This window comes from Candidatus Kryptonium thompsonii (genome assembly GCF_001535985.1).
Lineage (GTDB): Bacteria > Bacteroidota > Ignavibacteria > Kryptoniales > Kryptoniaceae > Kryptonium > Kryptonium thompsonii.
In genome coordinates, this window is record NZ_CZVS01000001.1 from 1 (window position 1) to 18,601 (window position 18,601).

The 18,601-nt window shown below is 37.6% G+C and carries 18 protein-coding genes, 1 tRNA gene and 1 pseudogene; 6 read left to right on the top strand and 14 right to left on the bottom strand.

Features of this window, described 5'->3' with window-relative positions; translation table 11 throughout:
* The 5 genes and pseudogenes from AWW78_RS00005 to dnaN form a co-directional block, all read right to left on the bottom strand.
* On the bottom strand, positions 1-1,402 hold a 1,402-nt coding region (locus AWW78_RS00005), incomplete at its 3' end, for a DNA topoisomerase (ATP-hydrolyzing) (protein WP_047133649.1).
* A 39-nt stretch (positions 1,403-1,441) separates the two neighbouring features.
* Positions 1,442-3,375: pseudogene (gyrB, locus tag AWW78_RS00010) on the bottom strand (DNA topoisomerase (ATP-hydrolyzing) subunit B).
* A 131-nt stretch (positions 3,376-3,506) separates the two neighbouring features.
* Entirely contained in the window at positions 3,507-3,824 is a 318-nt protein-coding gene (locus AWW78_RS00015; RefSeq protein ID WP_075425981.1) for a DciA family protein, read from the bottom strand.
* A complete protein-coding gene (gene recF, locus AWW78_RS00020) occupies positions 3,817-4,965 on the bottom strand; it encodes a DNA replication/repair protein RecF (RefSeq protein WP_075435859.1) in 1,149 nt (382 codons plus the stop codon). Before recF ends, AWW78_RS00015 begins: the two co-directional genes overlap by 8 nt.
* A complete protein-coding gene (gene dnaN, locus AWW78_RS00025) occupies positions 4,958-6,103 on the bottom strand; it encodes a DNA polymerase III subunit beta (RefSeq protein WP_047133650.1) in 1,146 nt (381 codons plus the stop codon). The genes recF and dnaN overlap by 8 nt, the downstream gene beginning before the upstream one ends.
* Positions 6,104-6,417: 314 nt before the next feature.
* Between dnaN and AWW78_RS00030 the strand changes: the two genes are divergently transcribed.
* A complete protein-coding gene (locus tag AWW78_RS00030) occupies positions 6,418-7,272 on the top strand; it encodes a transglycosylase SLT domain-containing protein (RefSeq protein WP_047133651.1) in 855 nt (284 codons plus the stop codon).
* A 47-nt stretch (positions 7,273-7,319) separates the two neighbouring features.
* Here the strand turns inward: AWW78_RS00030 and AWW78_RS00035 are convergent, their stop codons facing one another.
* The 8 genes from AWW78_RS00035 to AWW78_RS00070 form a co-directional block, all read right to left on the bottom strand.
* Positions 7,320-7,736 (bottom strand): archease, encoded by a 417-nt coding sequence (locus AWW78_RS00035; protein WP_047133652.1) that lies wholly within the window; start codon positions 7,734-7,736, stop codon positions 7,320-7,322.
* 19 nt (positions 7,737-7,755) lie between these two features.
* Positions 7,756-9,234, bottom strand: coding sequence for a DUF92 domain-containing protein (locus AWW78_RS00040; RefSeq protein ID WP_075426602.1), 1,479 nt, complete (start codon positions 9,232-9,234; stop codon positions 7,756-7,758).
* Positions 9,235-9,263: 29 nt separating this feature from the next.
* Positions 9,264-10,016, bottom strand: a complete 753-nt coding sequence (locus AWW78_RS00045) for an energy transducer TonB family protein (RefSeq protein ID WP_075426601.1) — start codon at positions 10,014-10,016, stop codon at positions 9,264-9,266.
* Positions 10,017-10,019: 3 nt separating this feature from the next.
* Positions 10,020-10,418 carry an ExbD/TolR family protein gene (locus tag AWW78_RS00050; RefSeq protein WP_047133655.1) on the bottom strand — a complete coding sequence of 133 codons (399 nt, stop codon included), beginning with the start codon at positions 10,416-10,418 and terminating at the stop codon, positions 10,020-10,022.
* Complete coding sequence (locus tag AWW78_RS00055; protein WP_047133656.1) at positions 10,415-11,056, bottom strand: MotA/TolQ/ExbB proton channel family protein; 642 nt, start codon at positions 11,054-11,056, stop codon at positions 10,415-10,417. Before AWW78_RS00055 ends, AWW78_RS00050 begins: the two co-directional genes overlap by 4 nt.
* A 17-nt stretch (positions 11,057-11,073) precedes the next feature.
* Positions 11,074-12,270 (bottom strand): small ribosomal subunit Rsm22 family protein, encoded by a 1,197-nt coding sequence (locus AWW78_RS00060; RefSeq protein WP_047133657.1) that lies wholly within the window; start codon positions 12,268-12,270, stop codon positions 11,074-11,076.
* A gap of 14 nt (positions 12,271-12,284) precedes the next feature.
* Positions 12,285-12,827: a thioredoxin-dependent thiol peroxidase gene (bcp, locus tag AWW78_RS00065; protein WP_047133658.1), complete on the bottom strand. Its 543-nt coding sequence runs from the start codon at positions 12,825-12,827 to the stop codon at positions 12,285-12,287.
* Positions 12,828-12,874: 47 nt separating this feature from the next.
* Positions 12,875-12,964 (bottom strand) — tRNA-Ser (locus tag AWW78_RS00070).
* A gap of 131 nt (positions 12,965-13,095) precedes the next feature.
* Between AWW78_RS00070 and AWW78_RS00075 the strand changes: the two genes are divergently transcribed.
* From AWW78_RS00075 to lptB, 5 genes are read left to right on the top strand one after another with little or no spacing between them, the layout of a single operon-like run.
* Positions 13,096-13,851, top strand: coding sequence for a hypothetical protein (locus AWW78_RS00075; RefSeq protein ID WP_047133659.1), 756 nt, complete (start codon positions 13,096-13,098; stop codon positions 13,849-13,851).
* A 14-nt stretch (positions 13,852-13,865) separates the two neighbouring features.
* On the top strand, positions 13,866-14,891 hold the full coding sequence (locus AWW78_RS00080) for a KpsF/GutQ family sugar-phosphate isomerase (RefSeq protein WP_047133660.1): 1,026 nt from the start codon (positions 13,866-13,868) through the stop codon (positions 14,889-14,891).
* On the top strand, positions 14,881-15,420 hold the full coding sequence (gene lptC, locus AWW78_RS00085) for an LPS export ABC transporter periplasmic protein LptC (RefSeq protein ID WP_047133661.1): 540 nt from the start codon (positions 14,881-14,883) through the stop codon (positions 15,418-15,420). Before AWW78_RS00080 ends, lptC begins: the two co-directional genes overlap by 11 nt.
* Positions 15,421-16,728, top strand: coding sequence for an OstA-like protein (locus tag AWW78_RS00090; RefSeq protein WP_047133662.1), 1,308 nt, complete (start codon positions 15,421-15,423; stop codon positions 16,726-16,728). It abuts the gene before it with no gap.
* On the top strand, positions 16,697-17,488 hold the full coding sequence (lptB, locus tag AWW78_RS00095; protein WP_082349131.1) for an LPS export ABC transporter ATP-binding protein: 792 nt from the start codon (positions 16,697-16,699) through the stop codon (positions 17,486-17,488). Before AWW78_RS00090 ends, lptB begins: the two co-directional genes overlap by 32 nt.
* On the opposite strand, the gene mnmA is transcribed toward lptB, so the two are convergent.
* Positions 17,485-18,591 (bottom strand): tRNA 2-thiouridine(34) synthase MnmA, encoded by a 1,107-nt coding sequence (mnmA, locus tag AWW78_RS00100; RefSeq protein ID WP_047133663.1) that lies wholly within the window; start codon positions 18,589-18,591, stop codon positions 17,485-17,487. The two genes, lptB and mnmA, sit on opposite strands and share 4 nt — an antisense overlap.
* Positions 18,592-18,601 lie beyond the last annotated feature (10 nt).

Here is an 18,601-nt window from a genome sequence, read left to right on the forward strand (position 1 = left end):
CCTTGATTAATTCTTTCTGCAATTCTTTGCTTCTCAGAATGCTTTTCAAACGCTCAATTAATTTTATCGTTTCTTTATATTCACTCTCAACTTTGCTTCTCTCAAGCCCTGTCAACCTCTGCAAACGCATGTCAAGTATTGCTTTCGCTTGAATCTCCGTAAGTTTAAATCTTTTCATCAAGTTTACCTTCGCAGTATCTGGATCTTTTGACTTCTTTATCAGTTCAACAATTTCATCGATGTTATCAAGTGCGATCTTGTATCCCTCAAGTATATGCGCTCTCCTTTCAGCGTCTTCAAGTTCAAACTTCGTTCTCCTAACAATCACATCAAGTCTAAAATTGATAAACTCCATCATCATATCCTTCAAATTCAAAATCTTCGGCACACCGTTTACAAGCGCAAGCATTATCACGCCAAATGTTGATTGAAGGTTCGTGTGCTTGTAAAGATTATTCAAAACAACTTCAGGCTGTGCATCACGCCTTAACTCAATGACAATCCTCATCCCATCTTTATCCGATTCATCTCTTATGTCCGATATATCTTCTATCTTTTTGTTCTGCACAAGCTCAGCAATTTTCTCAATCAGTGAAGATTTATTAACCTGATATGGGATTTCAGTTATAACGATCCTTGAACGCCCTTTATAATTTTCAATGCTTGCCTTCGCACGAACAACGATTCTTCCTCTGCCAGTTGTATAAGCTTCCTTGATTCCTGAAAAACCAACAATTACTCCACCAGTTGGAAAATCAGGACCCTTTACATACTTCATCAACTTTTCAACAGGAAGGTTGGGATCCTTAAGAAGCGCTATTAATCCATCAACTATCTCGTTAAGATTATGCGGCGGGATATTTGTAGCCATTCCAACAGCAATACCGCTTGAACCATTTACAAGTAGATTTGGAAGAACGGTCGGCAGAACCTCAGGTTCCTTCAATGTTTCGTCAAAATTGGGTCGGAAATTAACCGTGTTCTTTTCAATATCTTGGAGCATCTCCTCTGCAATTTCAGATAGCCTGGCTTCTGTGTATCGCATCGCCGCAGGTGAGTCCCCATCTATCGACCCAAAATTACCCTGTCCATCCACAAGGGGATATCTCATTGTAAAGTCTTGTGCAAGGCGAACAAGCGTATCATAAACCGCAGCATCCCCATGCGGATGATACTTTCCAAGCGCCTCTCCAACTATTCTTGCGCATTTTTTATAAGGTCTATTATGCAAAAGTCCAAGTTCATACATCGTGTAAAGAACTCTTCTCTGAACTGGTTTCAAACCATCTCTTACATCAGGCAAAGCTCTTGAAACGATAACTGACATCGCATAGTCAAGATAAGAGTACTTTATCTCCTCCTCAATCTCAACAGGTTGAATTTTTTCCTGAAGCGTTGCCATTTACTTAATTCCAAAATTTTATTTTTGATTACTTCAAAGTTAAATATCAAGGTTTCTGACAAACTTCGCATTCTTCTCTATAAATTCCTTCCTCGGCTCAACATCGCTTCCCATAAGTATTGAGAAAATTCGATCCGCCTCAGCTGCATTCTCAATTGTAACCTGAAGCAAAGTTCTTTTCTCCGGATTCATCGTCGTCTCCCAAAGTTGCTCCGGATTCATTTCACCAAGACCTTTGAAGCGTGTGATGGTAATTTCCCCTGGCTCTTTTTCTTGCTTTAACCTTTCTATTATTTCATCTCTTTCCTCATCGCTATACGCATAGAATTCAAGCTTACCTTTTTTAATCTTATAAAGCGGTGGTTGAGCAATATAGACTCTACCTGCTTCAATTAATTCTCTCATGTATCTATAAAAGAAAGTCAAAAGCAAAGTTCTTATATGGCTCCCGTCAACATCGGCATCGCACATCAATATGATTTTTCCATACCTGACCTTGTCCGGGTTGAAATCTTCATCACCGATGCCTGTCCCAAGAGCTTGAACAATTGCCCTTATTTCTTGATTTTCGAGAATTTTGTGAAGCCGTGCTTTCTCGACATTTAAAATTTTACCCTTTATAGGCAAAATCGCCTGAAATTGTCTATCCCTCGCTTGCTTTGCACTTCCACCCGCAGAATCACCCTCAACAATAAAAATCTCAGTAAGCTCAGGATCATTAATAGAACAATCAGCAAGCTTACCCGGAAGACCGCCCGAATCAAGGGCATTCTTTCTTCTTACAAGTTCCCTTGCTTTACGAGCCGCCTCCCTGGCTTCAGCTGCACGAATACATTTCTCAAGTATCTTCTTCGCTGTCGATGGATTCCTTTCAAGATACTCCATCAAACCATCAGCAACTATTGACTCCACAATGCTTTTAACCTCGCTATTTCCAAGCTTCGTCTTTGTTTGTCCTTCAAACTGCGGTTCGGGAACCTTGACGCTTATTATCGCAGTCAATCCTTCCCTGAAATCGTCACCTGTAAGTTCGATCTTTGACTTCAAAAGGTTGTTCTTCTGAGCGTAAGTGTTGAGCGTCCTCGTCAACGCCGACTTAAAACCACTTACATGCGTTCCTCCCTCAATAGTGTTAATGTCATTAACATATGAAGAATTGTATCCGTATATTCATCCGTGTATTGAATTCCAACATCAACATAAACGCCTTCCTTTTCTCCAGATATATAAATTACATCTTGATGGAGTGGCTTTTTGGTTGAATTAACATACTTAACAAATTGAACTATTCCGCCCTCATAATGATAAACCTCTTTCTGCCCTGTCCTTTTATCCTCAAGCGTAATAGTGACATCTGGATTCAAAAACGCAAGTTCCCTCATCCTTTCGGCAAGTCGTTCGAAATCAAACTTTATATTCTTGAAAATTAATTTATCCGGAAGGAAAGTAACTTTCGTACCCCTTCTTTCCGTCGTTCCAACAACTTCAACTGGTGTGACAGGGATCCCACGCTCATATTTTTGCCTATAAATTTTTCCATCCCTATAAACCTCGGCAACGAGCCATTCAGAAAGAGCATTTACAACCGAGACGCCAACTCCGTGTAATCCGCCTGAAACCTTATAAACCCTCTTATCAAATTTACCTCCAGCATGTAAAACCGTCATCACAACTTCAAGTGCGGATTTCTTCTCCTCCGGATGAATGTCAACAGGAATTCCACGTCCATCATCAAGAACGCTGACCGAGCCATCTTTATTTATCGTAACCTCAATGTTTTTGCAATATCCTGCAAGCGCCTCATCGATGCTATTATCAACAACTTCATACACCAAATGATGTAATCCTCTAACCCCAACATCACCGATGTACATTGCTGGTCTTTTCCTTACCGCCTCAAGACCTTTCAAAACATGAATAGCTTCAGCGGTATAGTCGCTCACATTGCCATTTGATGGCGAAGCATTCGTAATATTCGTTTCTTTCTTTTTCAAATCAGTATCAAGTTTCTTTTTACCATCAACTTTAACTTGCGCCGTTTTTGAATCTTTTGTACCCTTTATTTTCTTCGCTGACTTAGATTTCGGCATTTTTAGAATCATACTTATGTTTTTAAAAAATCAGCCCCAGAATCGATAAAAACAATTTCACGAACAACATCAAGTTTAAGAGAATCGTTTAACTTTTTTATTATTTCACGCCTAAACATAAAAAGGTGATGTTTCCAAGATGGATTTATCACCTTGACATAGAGAACTCCGTTTTCAATTCTATCCGCTTTTGAAACCTTCGCTATATAAGGACCTACAACTTCATTCCACCGCTCAAGCACCATCCCTTCTTTAACCTTGCGTTCAACACCTATGTTTTTCAAAAATTCATCCAACACGGCACCTAATAAAACAGGACCTTTTCTACGCATCGTTCACCGTTCCTAATTTTACAATAAACTTTTTCATCTTAAATTCTCCTTCAATTCCTGATAACACATTAAGATCAGTAGCAGTTATAAAAACCTGACCAACATTACCAACAAATGAAATCAACTTCTTAGCTCTTTCAACATCAAGTTCATCAAACGCATCATCAAGCAGTAAAATAGGTGTTTCAGATTTTTTCTCTTTTAAATAAAAAAATTTCGCCATCGTCAAAGCAACTAAAAATGTTTTCATCTGTCCCTGAGACGCAAACCGTTTTACCTCATGACCGTTAATTTCAAAAACATATTCATCCCTGTGCGGACCAATCAACGTAACGCCTCGCCTTATCTCCTCAGATCTTAACTTTTTAAGCGCCACTTCAAATTTATTTTTTATTACTTCAAAATCATCCTGCACATCAACCTCAACTTGCGTCAGATACTTAATTTCTGCATCCTCACCTGCAGAAAAATTTGAGTAAGCCTTTTTGAAAAAAAGTATAAAGTCATTCATAAATTTAACCTTTCTAAAAGTCACCTTCGCCGCATAATTGATAAATTCTTCATCCCAAACATTAAGAAGATCAAGTCCCTGCTCAAGTTTCACCTCTTCACTTGCTATCGCATTTAAAATTCTATTCCTCTGCTTTAAAACTTTTTTATAGTTAAGAATATCGTCAACATAAACAGAGCTTAATTGGGCTATCGCAAGGTCAAAAAATTTCCGTCTATCCTCGGGGGTTCCCTGGACAACATCTTTGCTCCTGGGGGAGAGGATAACAATTGGAAATTTATGCACAACTATCGCAAACTTTTCTACATTCTCTTTATTTAAAAAAATCCTTTTACCTTGACCGTTCTCAAAATTCACCTTAACAGTCACCTCGTTCCCATTATCAAGCTCAAATGTCCCCAAGACCTCAAAAAACTTTGCATTGAAATTTAAAACATAAGAATCAGAGTTCGCATTAAAACTTTTGGTCAAACAAAGATATGAAATAGCTTCAAGTATGCTCGTCTTACCTTGGGCATTACCGCCGACAAATAAATTCAAGTTTTCAGAGAACTCAAGTTTAGTGTGTATATGATTTCTAAAATTTTTTATCTCTATCGATTTCAAAACCATTTCGAATTTCTTAGGCATTTAATCTCATTGGCATAACGAGCATCAACATCTCCCTGTCCTCCGAATCTTCATACGGCTGAACGATAGCTGCCCTTGTCGGGCTTCCAAATTTAAATAAAACCTTTTCAGAATCAATATGACCAAGAATATCGGTGATAAACTTCGCATTAAAAGCTATTTCCATCGGCTCGGAATTATATGCGCAATCCAACCTCTCTTTAGCAGAACCACCGAAATCAACATCCTCAGCTGAAACCTCAACAAACCCAGAAGGATCAAGTTTGAATTTTATTTGGTTCGTGGTCGAATTCGCAAATATAGAAACGCGCTTAACAGTCGAAAGGAACAAATCACGTTCAACGACGAGTTCCTTATTGTTTTCATATGGGATTACGCTTTCATAATTGGGATATTTTTCATCGATCAACCTTGAAATAATTGTGATCCTTTCAGTTGAAAATTGAATATGCTTTTCATTGATCATAATCTCACAAGTTTCCTCATCTTCAATTGACTTAGCTATTATCTGAAGCGTTTTCGCAGGCACTATAACACCAGAAAAATCTGCTCCCCCCTTCAAATTTACCACACCTCTACGGGCTATCTTAACAAGCCGATATCCATCCGTGGCAACAGCAATAAACTCATCCCCTTTAAACTGAAATAAAACCCCCATCGTCGCCGGGCGAAGTTCCTCCTTAGATGTTGCAAAAACTGTGTTTTCAATTATCTCTTTTAAAACTCCACCTGAAATAACAACCCCAAACCCTGCGGTTTCCCCAATTGACTCTGGTATAGCGGGAAATGAATCCGCAGGTTCAATGCTCATCTTGTATTCTCCGCCCTTGTTTGTAGTAATTAACACCCTGTTTGAATCAAGCGACTCAAACTTTAAAAGTAAACCTTCGGGCAATGCTTTAACAACGCTTGTAAGCTTATCCTCAGGGATCGCTCCAGCCCCGTCTTCCTCGCCATCCACAGGCTCGATCGTCATTCGAACCGATATCTCAAGATCGGTTGCTGTTAAGTAAAGTGCATTACCCTTTAACTCAAATAAAATATCCTGAAGAATGGGCAAGGTCGTTTTTGAAGGAACGACAGCAGATACCTTTGACAGTGCCTCTTTTAACCTGTCACTTGAGATTGAAAAGCGCATCTTACACCTCCAACTTTCCTATTTTAAATTTCAACTGAGTTAATTTACCAAAATATCCAATAAAATTCAAGTGATAAGGAATTTAAAACTGTAGTTTTTACAAAAAATTTTGATTGAAAATCAATAAAAAACAAAGTTTAAGGGCGTTATTAAAGAATTGTTCCAATTAGGGGTTAGCTTGGTCACAGTTTTTAAGCTCGATATTTTGCATTTTATAATTGCAAGGGTTAAATTAGTATACCCTCATTTGAATTTAAAGGTAAGTGGTTTAACCCTTGTTTTACCTGGATTAAAAACAAAATATGGGACTTTTTATGCTTAAATTTTTCGTTCAAAATAATAAATCCAAGCCCAAACGAGCAAGGAGAATTCGCAGGTTCGACAAAAAACTCTTAAATGAAGGAGGGCATAAAATTATTATTTTTCTTTTCAGTTTAACAATGGCAATGAGCTTCCATGGATTTAATTTCCAAGCTAAATCTCCTTCTACTCACCCTCTATATGCTGGCTACGTACAGTCTAATGACGGTTTATCCTCCGAAGAACAAAGCGAAGACCCCTCGTTAAGTCCCTCTAAAAACGCCACATTTATACCTATCCCGGAAACTATAAAAGAATATCTACCCCTGATTAAAAAATATTCAAAAATATACACATTTGACTGGAGATTGATTATAGCTACAATTCAACAAGAGTCAAGCTTTAGACACGACGCCGTAAGCCCGAAAGGTGCCTACGGATTTCTCCAAATTATGCCAGAAACAGGAGAAGAACTTGTTATAAATGTTTCACATATCTATGATTTCAGAACCCCTGAACAAAATATCATTGCCGGGATACACTATTTATGGATACAATTCAACCGATTTTATTCAAAAGGCATGGATTCAACCGAAGGCTTAAAACTTGCCCTTGCCGCATATAACGCTGGACCGGGGCGTGTGCTTGACGCACAACAGATTGCTATCTACCTTGGCGAAGACCCCAATAAGTGGGAAACTATTAAAACCATATTACCTCTGCTCTCGAGCAAGTACTACACACTTCACAAATACATCTGGCCCGCTGGAAGACCCCGGAGTGGATACTTTAACAATTATCAGGAAACTATAAACTATGTTGATAAGATTATGGAGAACTACAACAAATATAAAAAATTGTTCAAATAAGAATGAAGAAAGGGGAGACCAAATTCAAAAGGTCTCCCCGAGGTTTATCAAATATCAAGCACGAACTCGGCTCGCCAAATACCGCTTTCATTTCTAACATTAAATCTATACAAAGTCACAGCCTTCACATCGATCCGTAAAACATGCTTTTCCCTATCTATTTCCTCACCCCAAAATTTTCCCCTAAGATTAGAATCAACAATTTCAACCTCAAATTTCGAAAAGAGCAATCGCTCAGCGTCTTTGAAATAAACAACCTCGCTCAAAAAATCAAAGAGAAGCATCTCAATGGAATCAGAATTTAAAATAATCTCTCTCTCAATTCGGGGTTCAACTGTTTTCGTATCAACCATAACTTCACTTACAGCAAGTGCTGAATCTTTAAACAAATCTTCTATCGTATTAGCCCATACCTCAACCGCAATATCGGCAATTGCCACATCCTCGTTAAATTTAAACGGCATCACCAATGAAACTTTTATTTTAAACAATCATGATGATAAGACCAGCCAGCGCACCTGATGTTGTGCAGACAAAATTAACAAAATCGTTATTAATCCATACCTTCCCATGGATCAAATCTGTGACCTCCCCACAGTGAAATACTTTCTCAGTTATTTTTGAACAAACATTGCATTTATATTGCGCTTGAATCGTCGCACCAAGCAAGCTATCAACAAAACTTCCAATAAACCCAGCGAGAACAACTGACACAAGTTTAAACAAACTCCATTTGATCCAAATGGTTGCACTTAAAAATATGAAAATTGAACCAATTAGACCGCCTAAAGTCCCTTTAAGCGAAACACCACCTGAAACTCCTGGCTCGACAGGTTTTAAATTTGTGATAAGCCGTGGCTTTGAGAGAAACAATGTCCCTATCTCAGTTGCCCATGTATCAAATGTCGCTGCGGAAACAGAAGCAAGATAAACATAATAAAGTAGCTCCCTCGGATAAAAATGATAAATCAAAGCAATTAATCCAGCAACTCCACCGTTTGCCAAAACCTGATAAATATCCCGTGTGCTTGTTTTCTCAAAAATTAAATCAAATTTCTCCCTTCGTTTCCTTCCCATTTTTGAAATTATACTTGACAAAACAAAAAACGCAAGAATTGGAATTGTCCATTTCCACCCACCAACGCTAAAGATTATAACTGCAAGCAAAAAAGTCCCAACCGAACCACTCAAGGATAAAAATTTTAACCTGTACGATACAACGGCAATTAAAACAGCGAGACTGAAAGCTAACAAAGATTGATTTAATTTATCAGCAACCACAAGCAAATGAAGCATAAACGCAGAGCCAAGGGGAATAAATAAATTATCAAATCCATATGATCCAATCCCCTCAACCACTGAAACAAATAAAGCGGTCAACAAAGAGATCAGAATAATTTTTTCAACAGGAAGGTTTAAAACATCGCCCCACCATAATTTCGAATTATCCGTCAAAATTAAAAAAGTCAACACAACAAGGAACGAAGTAATAAACATGGAAAGCGAACCTTGAACAGACTTTCTATCGCCAGTTAAGTTATAAAGTTTTGGATTCTTTACACTTTCGCCCACAATTGCAGCAAAGGCATCCCCAAGCGCAAGGATTAACATTGAAATTGAAATTATAGCAGGATAGCTATTCCAAAAGGCTATAACAAGGATCAAGAAAGCAAGCGGATAATAAACAGTCCCATAAGTTTGCCTCTCAACGGAGTCCATGCCCTTAAAAACTTTAAGCTTCAAACTCAAAAAATTGAGAACAATGAAAAATAAAGCAATTAAAATAACTGGAAGCGAGCTTTTAAAAATAAGCGGTGCTGGAAAAACAAAAACACCAACAGCTATATGAATAACTTTCCTCGTAACCTCAGGATCAAATTGAAAAATTTTCCTTAAAATTTCAGAAACCCCGATAACCCCGAAAATCGCTAGGACAAGCAAAATTGCTTTTATCCATTCCAATTTCAACCCTCCACTTTTATGGGAAAGTTTTATTCAACTTTGAAATTAAATGTTACTACGCCACTTTGTTTAACATTTTCTTTTATCGGGTTGAATCTCCATGTTTGCAATGCTTCAAATGCAGCCCGTTCAAAATCTGGATTCGCCTTTTCAAGTGGGAAAATCCTTTCAATCGTCCCATCTGGAAGGACAACGACTCTAAATCTGACAATGGCGGATTCCTTTACTCCTTGCGGAAATCTTGGCAATTCTCCACCAGTTTTAATCCGATTTACTTTCCCTTCCCATTCAATGTTGTATGAAAGCCTCGGTGAAAATCCAGCCCCAAAGTCTCTTTTTATCTCACCAATCCCTGCTTTCCCTGAACCTGAGACGCCAACTTCTGGTTTTATTCCCTTACCCAAACTCGCATCCTCTCCAATTTTACCAACCCCTAAACCCAAACCTTTGATCTCACCTTCCCTTTCAATCACATCAATTTTTTCAGCAAACTTTTGCAGCAAAATTTCCTCTTCACTCAGAACAAATCTTGATGGCAAATTTATCTTGGGAAGATTTACTGTTCTTACCGCATTTGCTGACTTTCCAAGCCCTTGAAACCCCGACCCTCGGCTCACTCTTTGAACTTGCTCTTCAACGGGTGGAACGAAAACAACTTCAGCAAATTTAACGCTTTCCTTAACTTCAATTGTGATCTTATAAAGCAACATTAAAAGGAAAACCCCAAAACAAATTATCGCCGTATAAAGCAGAGCCCTTATTTGAATTTTTTCATCCATCATTATTTACCTCACCTGTGTTGCAACGACAAACCTTGTCAACCCAACCGACTTTGAAATGTCCATAACATCTATAACTTCCTGAATTGGGACATTTTTATCGGCTCGAAGAACAACGAGTTTATCCGTTTTCCCATCTGAAACCTCTTTCAACTTTGTAGGCAAATCTCCTTTTAAAACTTTTTCTCCAAAGACATAAATCTCGTTCTCGGCGGTCAATGTAATTATAATATGTCTATCACTTATCTGTTCTCTGGTTTCAGAAATGGGCAATTGAATTCTTATCCCAGATTGAGTTATAAAGGAAGATGTTAAAAGGAAAAAAATTAAAAGTTGCAAAATTATATCAGTAAGCGATGCGAATGTAAAAATTGTAAGTGGTTTATTTCTCAGCTCAAACTTCATTTTTCTGACTTGATCTGATTTTTAAATTCTTCTGAGCTTAAAATATCGATAAATTCAGTCGTTGCGATTTCAATTTCGTGGACAAGGCGATTTATTTTCGTGACGAAATAGTTGTAAAACCCATAGGCAGGTATGCCAACAATCAAGCCATAAGCAGTTGTAAGAAGTGCCTCCCATATCCCACCAGCAAGGTCAGAAGGAGATACGATTCCTCCAAGTGCTTGAATTGTCATAAATGCGTTTATCATCCCTGTAACTGTTCCAAGAAATCCAAGCAGTGGCGCAACCCCAGCGATAGTCGCAAGAATGCTTAGTCTTTTCTCAAGATTAAAAACTTCGCTTCTTCCAGCCATTTCGATCGCTTCACGAACTTTATCATCTCCAAAACCATGCTTCAGCAACCCTTGCTTAAATATCCTCGAAATTGGGGTATTATGAGAATTGCAATAATCTATAATTTCAGGAATGTTGGCGGATTTAACGAGCCCTTTAATGCTGACGATAAACTCCTTAACATTTGCCTTTGCCCTTTTGATGACCAGAAACTTTTCAATTATGACATAGATCATAATAACAAGCGTGATTGAAATCAAATGCATTATCAATCCACCTTTGAGATAAAGATCAAGAACTCTCATAGCTCTCGCCTTTTTGTTTAAATTTTGCCTTCGTTGTTTAGAACTTTTTTAACTTCTGTCTCTTGTGTAATTTTAATCTCTTTATCTGACTTTACAAAATTTTTCATTGTGATAATTTCATATCTGTCAATCTCGTCAAAAATTTGGTTTTGGGGCGAATCAACTCTATCAAGCTTAACACAATGTAATCTTCCAATTTCGTTACAAACAAAACAATGCTTTTTCCCTTTCTCAACGATAAGCTGACTCACCACTCTAAAATAATCCTTGAAATTTCTCTCGCCAGCAACAAAATCAATTAGATTCATATCTTTTTTAGTTGCAACTATATAGGAAAATTTAAGTGTCTTGCGATAATTCTTTGCAACAAGGTCAATTTGTCTTATAAATTCAGGGCGTTTCCACTCAACTTCCGTATGGCACCAATCTTTATCTGTTTCAAGTGCTGGGCAATTTGAATTTCTCAAACACGGTGAGTAAATATAAAAGCCTTGCTTTATCATTTTATCCCTGAAGTCGAGAAGATCACGGGATGTTATCATTAAAGCTGGCTCAATTAAAATTACAAAGCCATCATCTTTTATCCCAGAGTTTATAAGGCGAAGCAGTTTATTTCTTTTTTCATACACGACCTCATTCAGGGTATTTGCAACCGTTATCAAATCAAACCTTTTATCAAACATTTCAAAAGCATGTTCAATATCAAAAATTGCTGGTTCAACTTCCACCTTTATCGTTTCCGAGTAGTGATTTCTAAGTTCATTCAAAAAGAACTCAAGATTCTCCTGAAATTTCCTGATGTTTTGCTCAACTTTATCAAGAGCAACAAATTTAACTTCGGTATTTCTAAAGTATCTAATATTCTCATGCATCCAGATTATCGTCCCCATTACAACCGTTCCAAGCCCTGTACCGATATCAAGTATTTCAAGCTTTTTCTTCCCTCTGAAAAATCCGGAATGAGAAATTTCATTTAAAGGCACATAAACTTTTAAAAGGTTTGTAGTTGTAAAATAAACAAGATAACCTTTTTGAACCTCCCCATTGCTTAAATAATCATAAAAAACAAATTCCTTCCGAAGGTTCTTGCGGGTAAAGTATTCGGACATCGCAGCAACTATTTCCGCAACCTTCTTCAGCTGGCGCGGTGAGTTTAAATTTACATTCGAAACCTTAGAGAGAAAACTTTCATAAAATTTTGGTATCTCAAGCACGGCGCGATCACAACTTAAGCAATAACTTTTTGTGATAGCTCATCGAGCTTTTGAAGAACTTCATCAGTGTGTCCATCAACTTTAACTTTTCTAAATATATGAGCGATTCTGCCGTTCTCATCAATTATAAATGTAGTTCTTTCCGTCCCCATAAATTTTTTACCATAAAGACTTCTCTCCTTCCATACTCCATACTTTTCAAGCACTTTATGCTTTTCATCGCTTAAAAGCGGAAAGTTAAGATTATATTTTTCTTTAAACTTTTTATGTGATTCAACGCTATCAGCACTTATACCAATCACAACAGCACCCTTTTGAAGAATCCGATCTATGTTATCTCTAAAAGAGCAAGCTTCCTTAGTGCAACCCGGCGTATCATCCTTTGGATAAAAATAAAGAACAACCTTTTTACCACGGAAATCTTTCAAGGAAACTTTTTCACCCGTGTCGGATGGAAGTGTAAAATCCGGAGCCTTCTGCCCAACTTTCAACTCTATTGCCTTTGCGGCTTTATTCCCAGTTTTAGCTGTCTTTGTTGCTTTCGTTTTTTTAGCCATATTCCCTCCATTTTATGTTTTTATGAACAAACAAATAAAAAAATCAGCGGAGAGGGAGGGATTCGAACCCTCGGTACCGCTTTTGGCGGTACAACCGCTTAGCAGGCGGCTCCCTTCGGCCTCTCGGGCACCTCTCCATTTTTTGTTAATATACTAAATAAATCCTTTGAAGTCAAACCAAAAGCAAAGTGATTAAAAACACACGCAACTTTGATTTTTAACTATGTCTTACTACATTTAACTTGAAAAATTAAAACTTCCATACTAAATGAACATAAACGGCAAATTCCCCCGAAAATTAACTGAGCATGAAATAGATTGGATACTTTGGATGTTACCAGAGAGCAAACCTGGTTATAGAGCTTATCGTGAAATGATAAAAGAGATGATGGTTATAGGTTACGGAAAATTTGAACCTGATAACCTGATCCTTGGGCAACCGGATGATAAACCAAATGAAGAAACATTTTTCATGCCCATTGTTTCGCTTGGACAAATTGAAACTGAAAAAGCCAAAATTCAAATCTTGATACATAAGCCATACAACAATCAAATCCAAATTGATATTGTAAACTTGCTTGGGGATTTCATTCCTGGTGAATTAAGAGAGATAAAAAGATGGTCTTACGCTTATTGGAACCCCGGCGAAAAATCACCCGCAACAGGACAACCAGTTCGTGAAGTTAAAATTTTCTCAAAAACCGAGCACAATTTAATTCTTGTGATAGCTCCATTTGATAAAAAAATATGGCTACATGAAATAACGACCGGAATAAACTATATCATCCCTGTCACAAATTTCTTCAACGAGCTTTTGAGACAAAGGAAAGAGCTTCTTGATCGAACCGCTCCTTTAAATACTAACTTTATATTTGAAAACATCAATAAATTTTCAGATGCGGATATAAATAATGCATTCGTAAATTATAGCAAACTCTTCGCCAAAGTTGATACTAGTTCCTACGATGAGATAAAGGAGAAAAAAGGCTTCATTCAATTTTTAAAGCGAAAATTTAGAAAATAAAGCGCCACAATGTTATGGAAAAAGAGCAAGTTGTAGCGGAAAAAAATGTAATTGAAATTGGAAAACGAGTTATAAGAATTGAGTCTTCTGCAGTTGCTGAACTTGAGAAAAGAATTGATGAAAACTTTGCGAAAGTTGTGGATTTAATTTTAAACTCAAGTGGGAGAGTTATAATAACTGGCGTTGGAAAATCAGGGATCATCGCAAGAAAAATTGTTGCTACCTTAAATTCAACAGGTACACCAGCGCTTTATCTTCACCCGGTAGATGCACTTCACGGCGACCTTGGCGTTGTGAGAAAAGAAGATGTTGTAATATGTATTTCAAAAAGTGGGAATACGATTGAAGTTCTTCAATTAATCCCAATTTTTAAACGGATCGGCGTCCCAATCATCTCCATGGTTGGAAATATGAATTCGCAACTTGCTCGACTTTCTGATTATATCTTAAATGTTTCAGTCAAAGAAGAAGCTTGCCCATATAACCTTGCGCCGACTGCTTCAACAACTGCTACGCTCGCAATGGGTGATGCCCTTGCCATCGCACTTTTAGAAAAAAGAAACTTCACAAAGGAAAATTTCGCCCTTTTCCATCCGGGAGGAATTCTCGGCAAAAGATTACTTCTAAAAGTTGAAGAACTTATGGTATCTGGGAAAGAAGTGCCAATTGTAAATACAACTACACCGATGAAGGAAACAATCATCGAGATGACATCAAAACGACTTGGAGCAACATGTGTAATTGATGAAGATGGAAAACTTGTTGGCATAATAACTGATGGCGACCTTAGAAGATTGCTTCAACGCACTGAAAATGTCTTTGCCTTGACAGCTGGAGAAGTCATGACGAAAAATCCAAAGGTGATTAAAAAAGACGCACTTGCAGTAACCGCACTTCAACAAATGGAGACATATAACATAACCCAACTTGTAGTGATCGATGACGATAAAAAACCGATCGGAATGATACACATTCACGACCTTGTAAAAGCTGGATTAAGTTCATCAGAAACGGACAACGAAACAAGAAATGACGATTAAAATTTTAATATTCCTTGCATCGGTTTTGTTATTTTCTTCTTGCGAGGAAAAAGTAAAACCTTCAATTATTCAACTACCCCGTGAACAAATCCCAGCCCAGGAATCATGGAATGCGACGATAACTTTCAGTGATTCGGGCAGGATAAGAGCAATTTTGAAAGCAAATCACATCATGGTCTTTCAAGAACAAGAAGTTACAATCTTAAATCAAGGTTTCAGGGTTGATTTTTATAATGAAGCTGGCGAGCACACATCTTTTCTTATCGCCGACAGCGGACGAGTTATAGAAAAAAATAAAAATCTTGAGGCATACGGAAACATAATAGCGGTTTCAAACGAGGGAACGAAGGTTGAAACAAGCAGACTGTTTTGGGATAATGAGCGAGGTAAAGTAAGATCCGATGCATTTGTAAAAGTAACTTCACCAAATGAAATACTTCAAGGTTATGGGTTTGAAGCAGACCAAGATTTGAAAAATTATGTTGTCTATAGAGTAAGTGGTCAAGCCAAAGTGGAAGAGAAAAAATAAATGTTTATGAACGCATTCTTGCAATTTTTAAAATACAGAACGATATTTCTTTTGCTCAATCTTTTCTCAATCGCTCAAATGCTTTCACAACAATCCAAGCTCATCCAGCTCATTCATGCCGACAGCTTGGTCGGAAGAAAATACGACTCAAAAACAGTAAGAGAACTAATAGGTAATGTCCAACTAAAACATGAAAACATATATGTTTGGTGCGATAGGGCAATCCAATATGTTGATGAAAACAGAATTGAAGCTTACGGAAACTTAAAGGTTAAACAAGATACACTCTTACTTGAAGCGGATCAAGGAGTTTATCTCGGCGATAAAAAAATTGCGATATGCGAAGGAAATGTAAAATTAACCGATGGAAGAACAAGCCTTGAAGCTAAATATGGAAACTACGACACTCAGAAAAAACTTGCCATTTTTAAATCAAATGTAAAACTTGTTGATTCAACCACGATAATAACATCAGATGAACTTTTTTACTATCGCACAGATAAAAAATCAATTGCAGTTGGAAATGTTGCCATCAAAAATCTTGAAAACAACATTACAATCTATGGGGGCTACTTCGAGAACTACGATAGCGCAAAATATAGCGTTATAAAAACTAATCCAAAGCTTGTTCAAATTGATACTTCTTCTGATGGAAAAGTCGATACATTGATAGTTATCGGAAAATTTATGGAAGCATTCAGAGACACAAGTGTAAGTATGTTTTCAGCAACAGATAGCGTTGTGATAGTTCGAGGTGATCTCTCTGCAGTTTGTGGCGATGTCTTTTACTACGATAAAAAAGATTTAATAATCCTGTGGCGAAACCCAATTGTGTGGTATGAGAACAGCCAAATTTCTGGTGATTCAATTGTGGTTAAATTAATCGATCGGAAAATTGATGAGGTTTTTATCTATGGTTCTGCTTTCGCCATTGATCCAGCTGATTCCGCCTATCCGGAAAGATTTAATCAATTAAAGGGGAAAACAATGCGAATTAAGTTCAAGGAAAATAAAATTGACGAGGTTTATGTTGAAAAAAACGCAGTGAGTTTGTATTATATTTTTGAAACTGGTGAAACAGGTGAAAAAAAGCCAAATGGAGTTAACCATGTGAGCGGAGATAGCGTATGGATTAAGTTTAAAGATGGAAAAATGCAAAGGATAAAAATTGTCGGCGGAATTGAAGGGGTTTACTATCCTGAGGAGCTTATTGCTGGCAAGGAATCGAGTTTTAACCTTGAAGGTTTCAACTATGTAAAAAGAAAGCCGAAGAAAAATGCTAAGCTTGAAATCGTTTGGGCTAAATAAAAAAGACGAAGAAAAAACAAGCTCAAACAATAGTATTTTAAGGGCGGACTCTCTCTACAAGCGATACAAGAAAAGGTATGTCGTCCGCAATGTCAGTATAGAAGTAAAGCAAGGCGAAGTTGTTGGGCTTCTCGGACCGAACGGCGCTGGGAAAACGACAACTTTTTACATGATCGTCGGGATGATAAAACCAAATTCTGGCAAAGTTTTTATTGATGATGTTGAGATAACGAAAATGCCGATGTATAAAAGGGCACGTCTAGGGATAAGCTACCTACCACAAGAAGCAAGCATATTTAGAAAGCTGACCGTTGAAGAGAACATCATGGCTGTTCTCCAAGTGATGGATTTAACCCCCCAACAGAGAAAAGAAAAGCTTGAAATGTTACTTGAGGACTTTGGCATCGCACACATAAGGAAAAGCAAGGGATATATGTTGAGCGGTGGCGAAAGAAGAAGAACAGAAATTGCCAGGGCACTTGCAACGGATCCAAAATTTATACTCCTTGATGAACCATTTGCTGGGATTGATCCTATAGCAGTTGAAGATTTGATGAACATAGTGGCAAATTTAAAAAATAGAAATATCGGCGTTTTAATAACTGATCACAATGTCCATGAAACACTTTCAATTACGGATAGAGCTTACCTTTTATTTGAAGGACAAATTTTAAAAGAAGGAACATCAGAATTTCTCGCAAACGATCCCGAAGCAAGAAAATTGTATCTCGGGGAAAAATTCAGACTTGATAGATACTAAACATCGAGCACGCTTTCAATTATACCACCGCCAACAACAACATCACCATCGTAGAATACAACTGACTGTCCAGGGGTAATTGCACGTTTTGGTTTTTCAAACTTAACAAGTATTTTTCCGCCCTCATAATTTTCAAGTATCGCTGGGCTTCCTTCGTCAGAGTACCTTATCTTTGCCGTAACCCTCATCCCATCTTCAATTTTGTCAACTGAGATTAAATTAACATTTCCAGCTATCAAAGCATTATGATAAAGTTTTTCCTCGCTCCCAACCTCAATTATATTTCTCTCGGGATCAATGCCGATCACATAAACGGGATAGCCAAGAGCAACGCCCAAACCCTTTCTCTGCCCAATTGTATAAAAAGGATATCCTCGGTGTTTCCCAATAACCTTGCCATTCATAACTATATCACCACCTTTAACTTTCTCAGCAAGTCCCTCGACATTTTCTTCAAGAAACTTTGTATAATCATTTTCTGGAACAAAACAAATCTCAAAACTTTCAGGTTTATTTGCAGTTTTTAACCCGTACTTTTTAGCAAGCTCCCTTACTTCCTGCTTTGTCAATTCTCCAAGTGGAAAAATCGTCCTACTCAAACTTTCCTGCGTCAAACCCCACAAGGCGTATGATTGATCTTTTGACGCATCAACACCACGCATAAGGATATATCTACCGCTCTTTTCATCAAACCTTATTCTCGCATAATGACCCGTTGCAATGTAGTCAGCCCCAAGTGAGAGTGCTTTTCTTATCAAAGCTTCCCACTTTATCTTTCGATTACAAATCACACATGGATTTGGTGTTTTCCCCTCAAGATACTCTTTGATAAAATAATTTATCACCTCACGATAAAACTCCTTCGTAAAATCGATTACATAATGCGGGAACCCAAGCTTTGCCGCAACAATTCGAGCGTCATTAATTCCCTCAAGCGAGCAACAACTATGTTCATTTTGAACGCCGATATCCTCGTAATTGTATGTCTTTATCGTTATGCCTATTAAATTATAACCCTGCTCCTTTAAAATCCCAGCAGCAACTGATGAATCAACTCCTCCGCTCATCGCTACAACAACTGTTTTCTCCTTTGAATTTCTCATCTATTTTAAA

Coding starts and splice junctions, on each gene's coding strand:
- AWW78_RS00015 (WP_075425981.1), bottom strand. CDS start 3,824: ATGCGTAGAAAAGGTCCTGTTTTATTAGGTGCCGTGTTGGATGAATTT.
- recF (WP_075435859.1), bottom strand. CDS start 4,965: ATGCCTAAGAAATTCGAAATGGTTTTGAAATCGATAGAGATAAAAAAT.
- dnaN (WP_047133650.1), bottom strand. CDS start 6,103: ATGCGCTTTTCAATCTCAAGTGACAGGTTAAAAGAGGCACTGTCAAAG.
- AWW78_RS00030 (WP_047133651.1), top strand. CDS start 6,418: ATGCTTAAATTTTTCGTTCAAAATAATAAATCCAAGCCCAAACGAGCA.
- AWW78_RS00035 (WP_047133652.1), bottom strand. CDS start 7,736: ATGCCGTTTAAATTTAACGAGGATGTGGCAATTGCCGATATTGCGGTT.
- AWW78_RS00045 (WP_075426601.1), bottom strand. CDS start 10,016: ATGATGGATGAAAAAATTCAAATAAGGGCTCTGCTTTATACGGCGATA.
- AWW78_RS00050 (WP_047133655.1), bottom strand. CDS start 10,418: ATGAAGTTTGAGCTGAGAAATAAACCACTTACAATTTTTACATTCGCA.
- AWW78_RS00055 (WP_047133656.1), bottom strand. CDS start 11,056: ATGAGAGTTCTTGATCTTTATCTCAAAGGTGGATTGATAATGCATTTG.
- bcp (WP_047133658.1), bottom strand. CDS start 12,827: ATGGCTAAAAAAACGAAAGCAACAAAGACAGCTAAAACTGGGAATAAA.
- AWW78_RS00075 (WP_047133659.1), top strand. CDS start 13,096: ATGAACATAAACGGCAAATTCCCCCGAAAATTAACTGAGCATGAAATA.
- AWW78_RS00080 (WP_047133660.1), top strand. CDS start 13,866: ATGGAAAAAGAGCAAGTTGTAGCGGAAAAAAATGTAATTGAAATTGGA.
- lptC (WP_047133661.1), top strand. CDS start 14,881: ATGACGATTAAAATTTTAATATTCCTTGCATCGGTTTTGTTATTTTCT.
- AWW78_RS00090 (WP_047133662.1), top strand. CDS start 15,421: ATGTTTATGAACGCATTCTTGCAATTTTTAAAATACAGAACGATATTT.
- lptB (WP_082349131.1), top strand. CDS start 16,697: ATGCTAAGCTTGAAATCGTTTGGGCTAAATAAAAAAGACGAAGAAAAA.
- mnmA (WP_047133663.1), bottom strand. CDS start 18,591: ATGAGAAATTCAAAGGAGAAAACAGTTGTTGTAGCGATGAGCGGAGGA.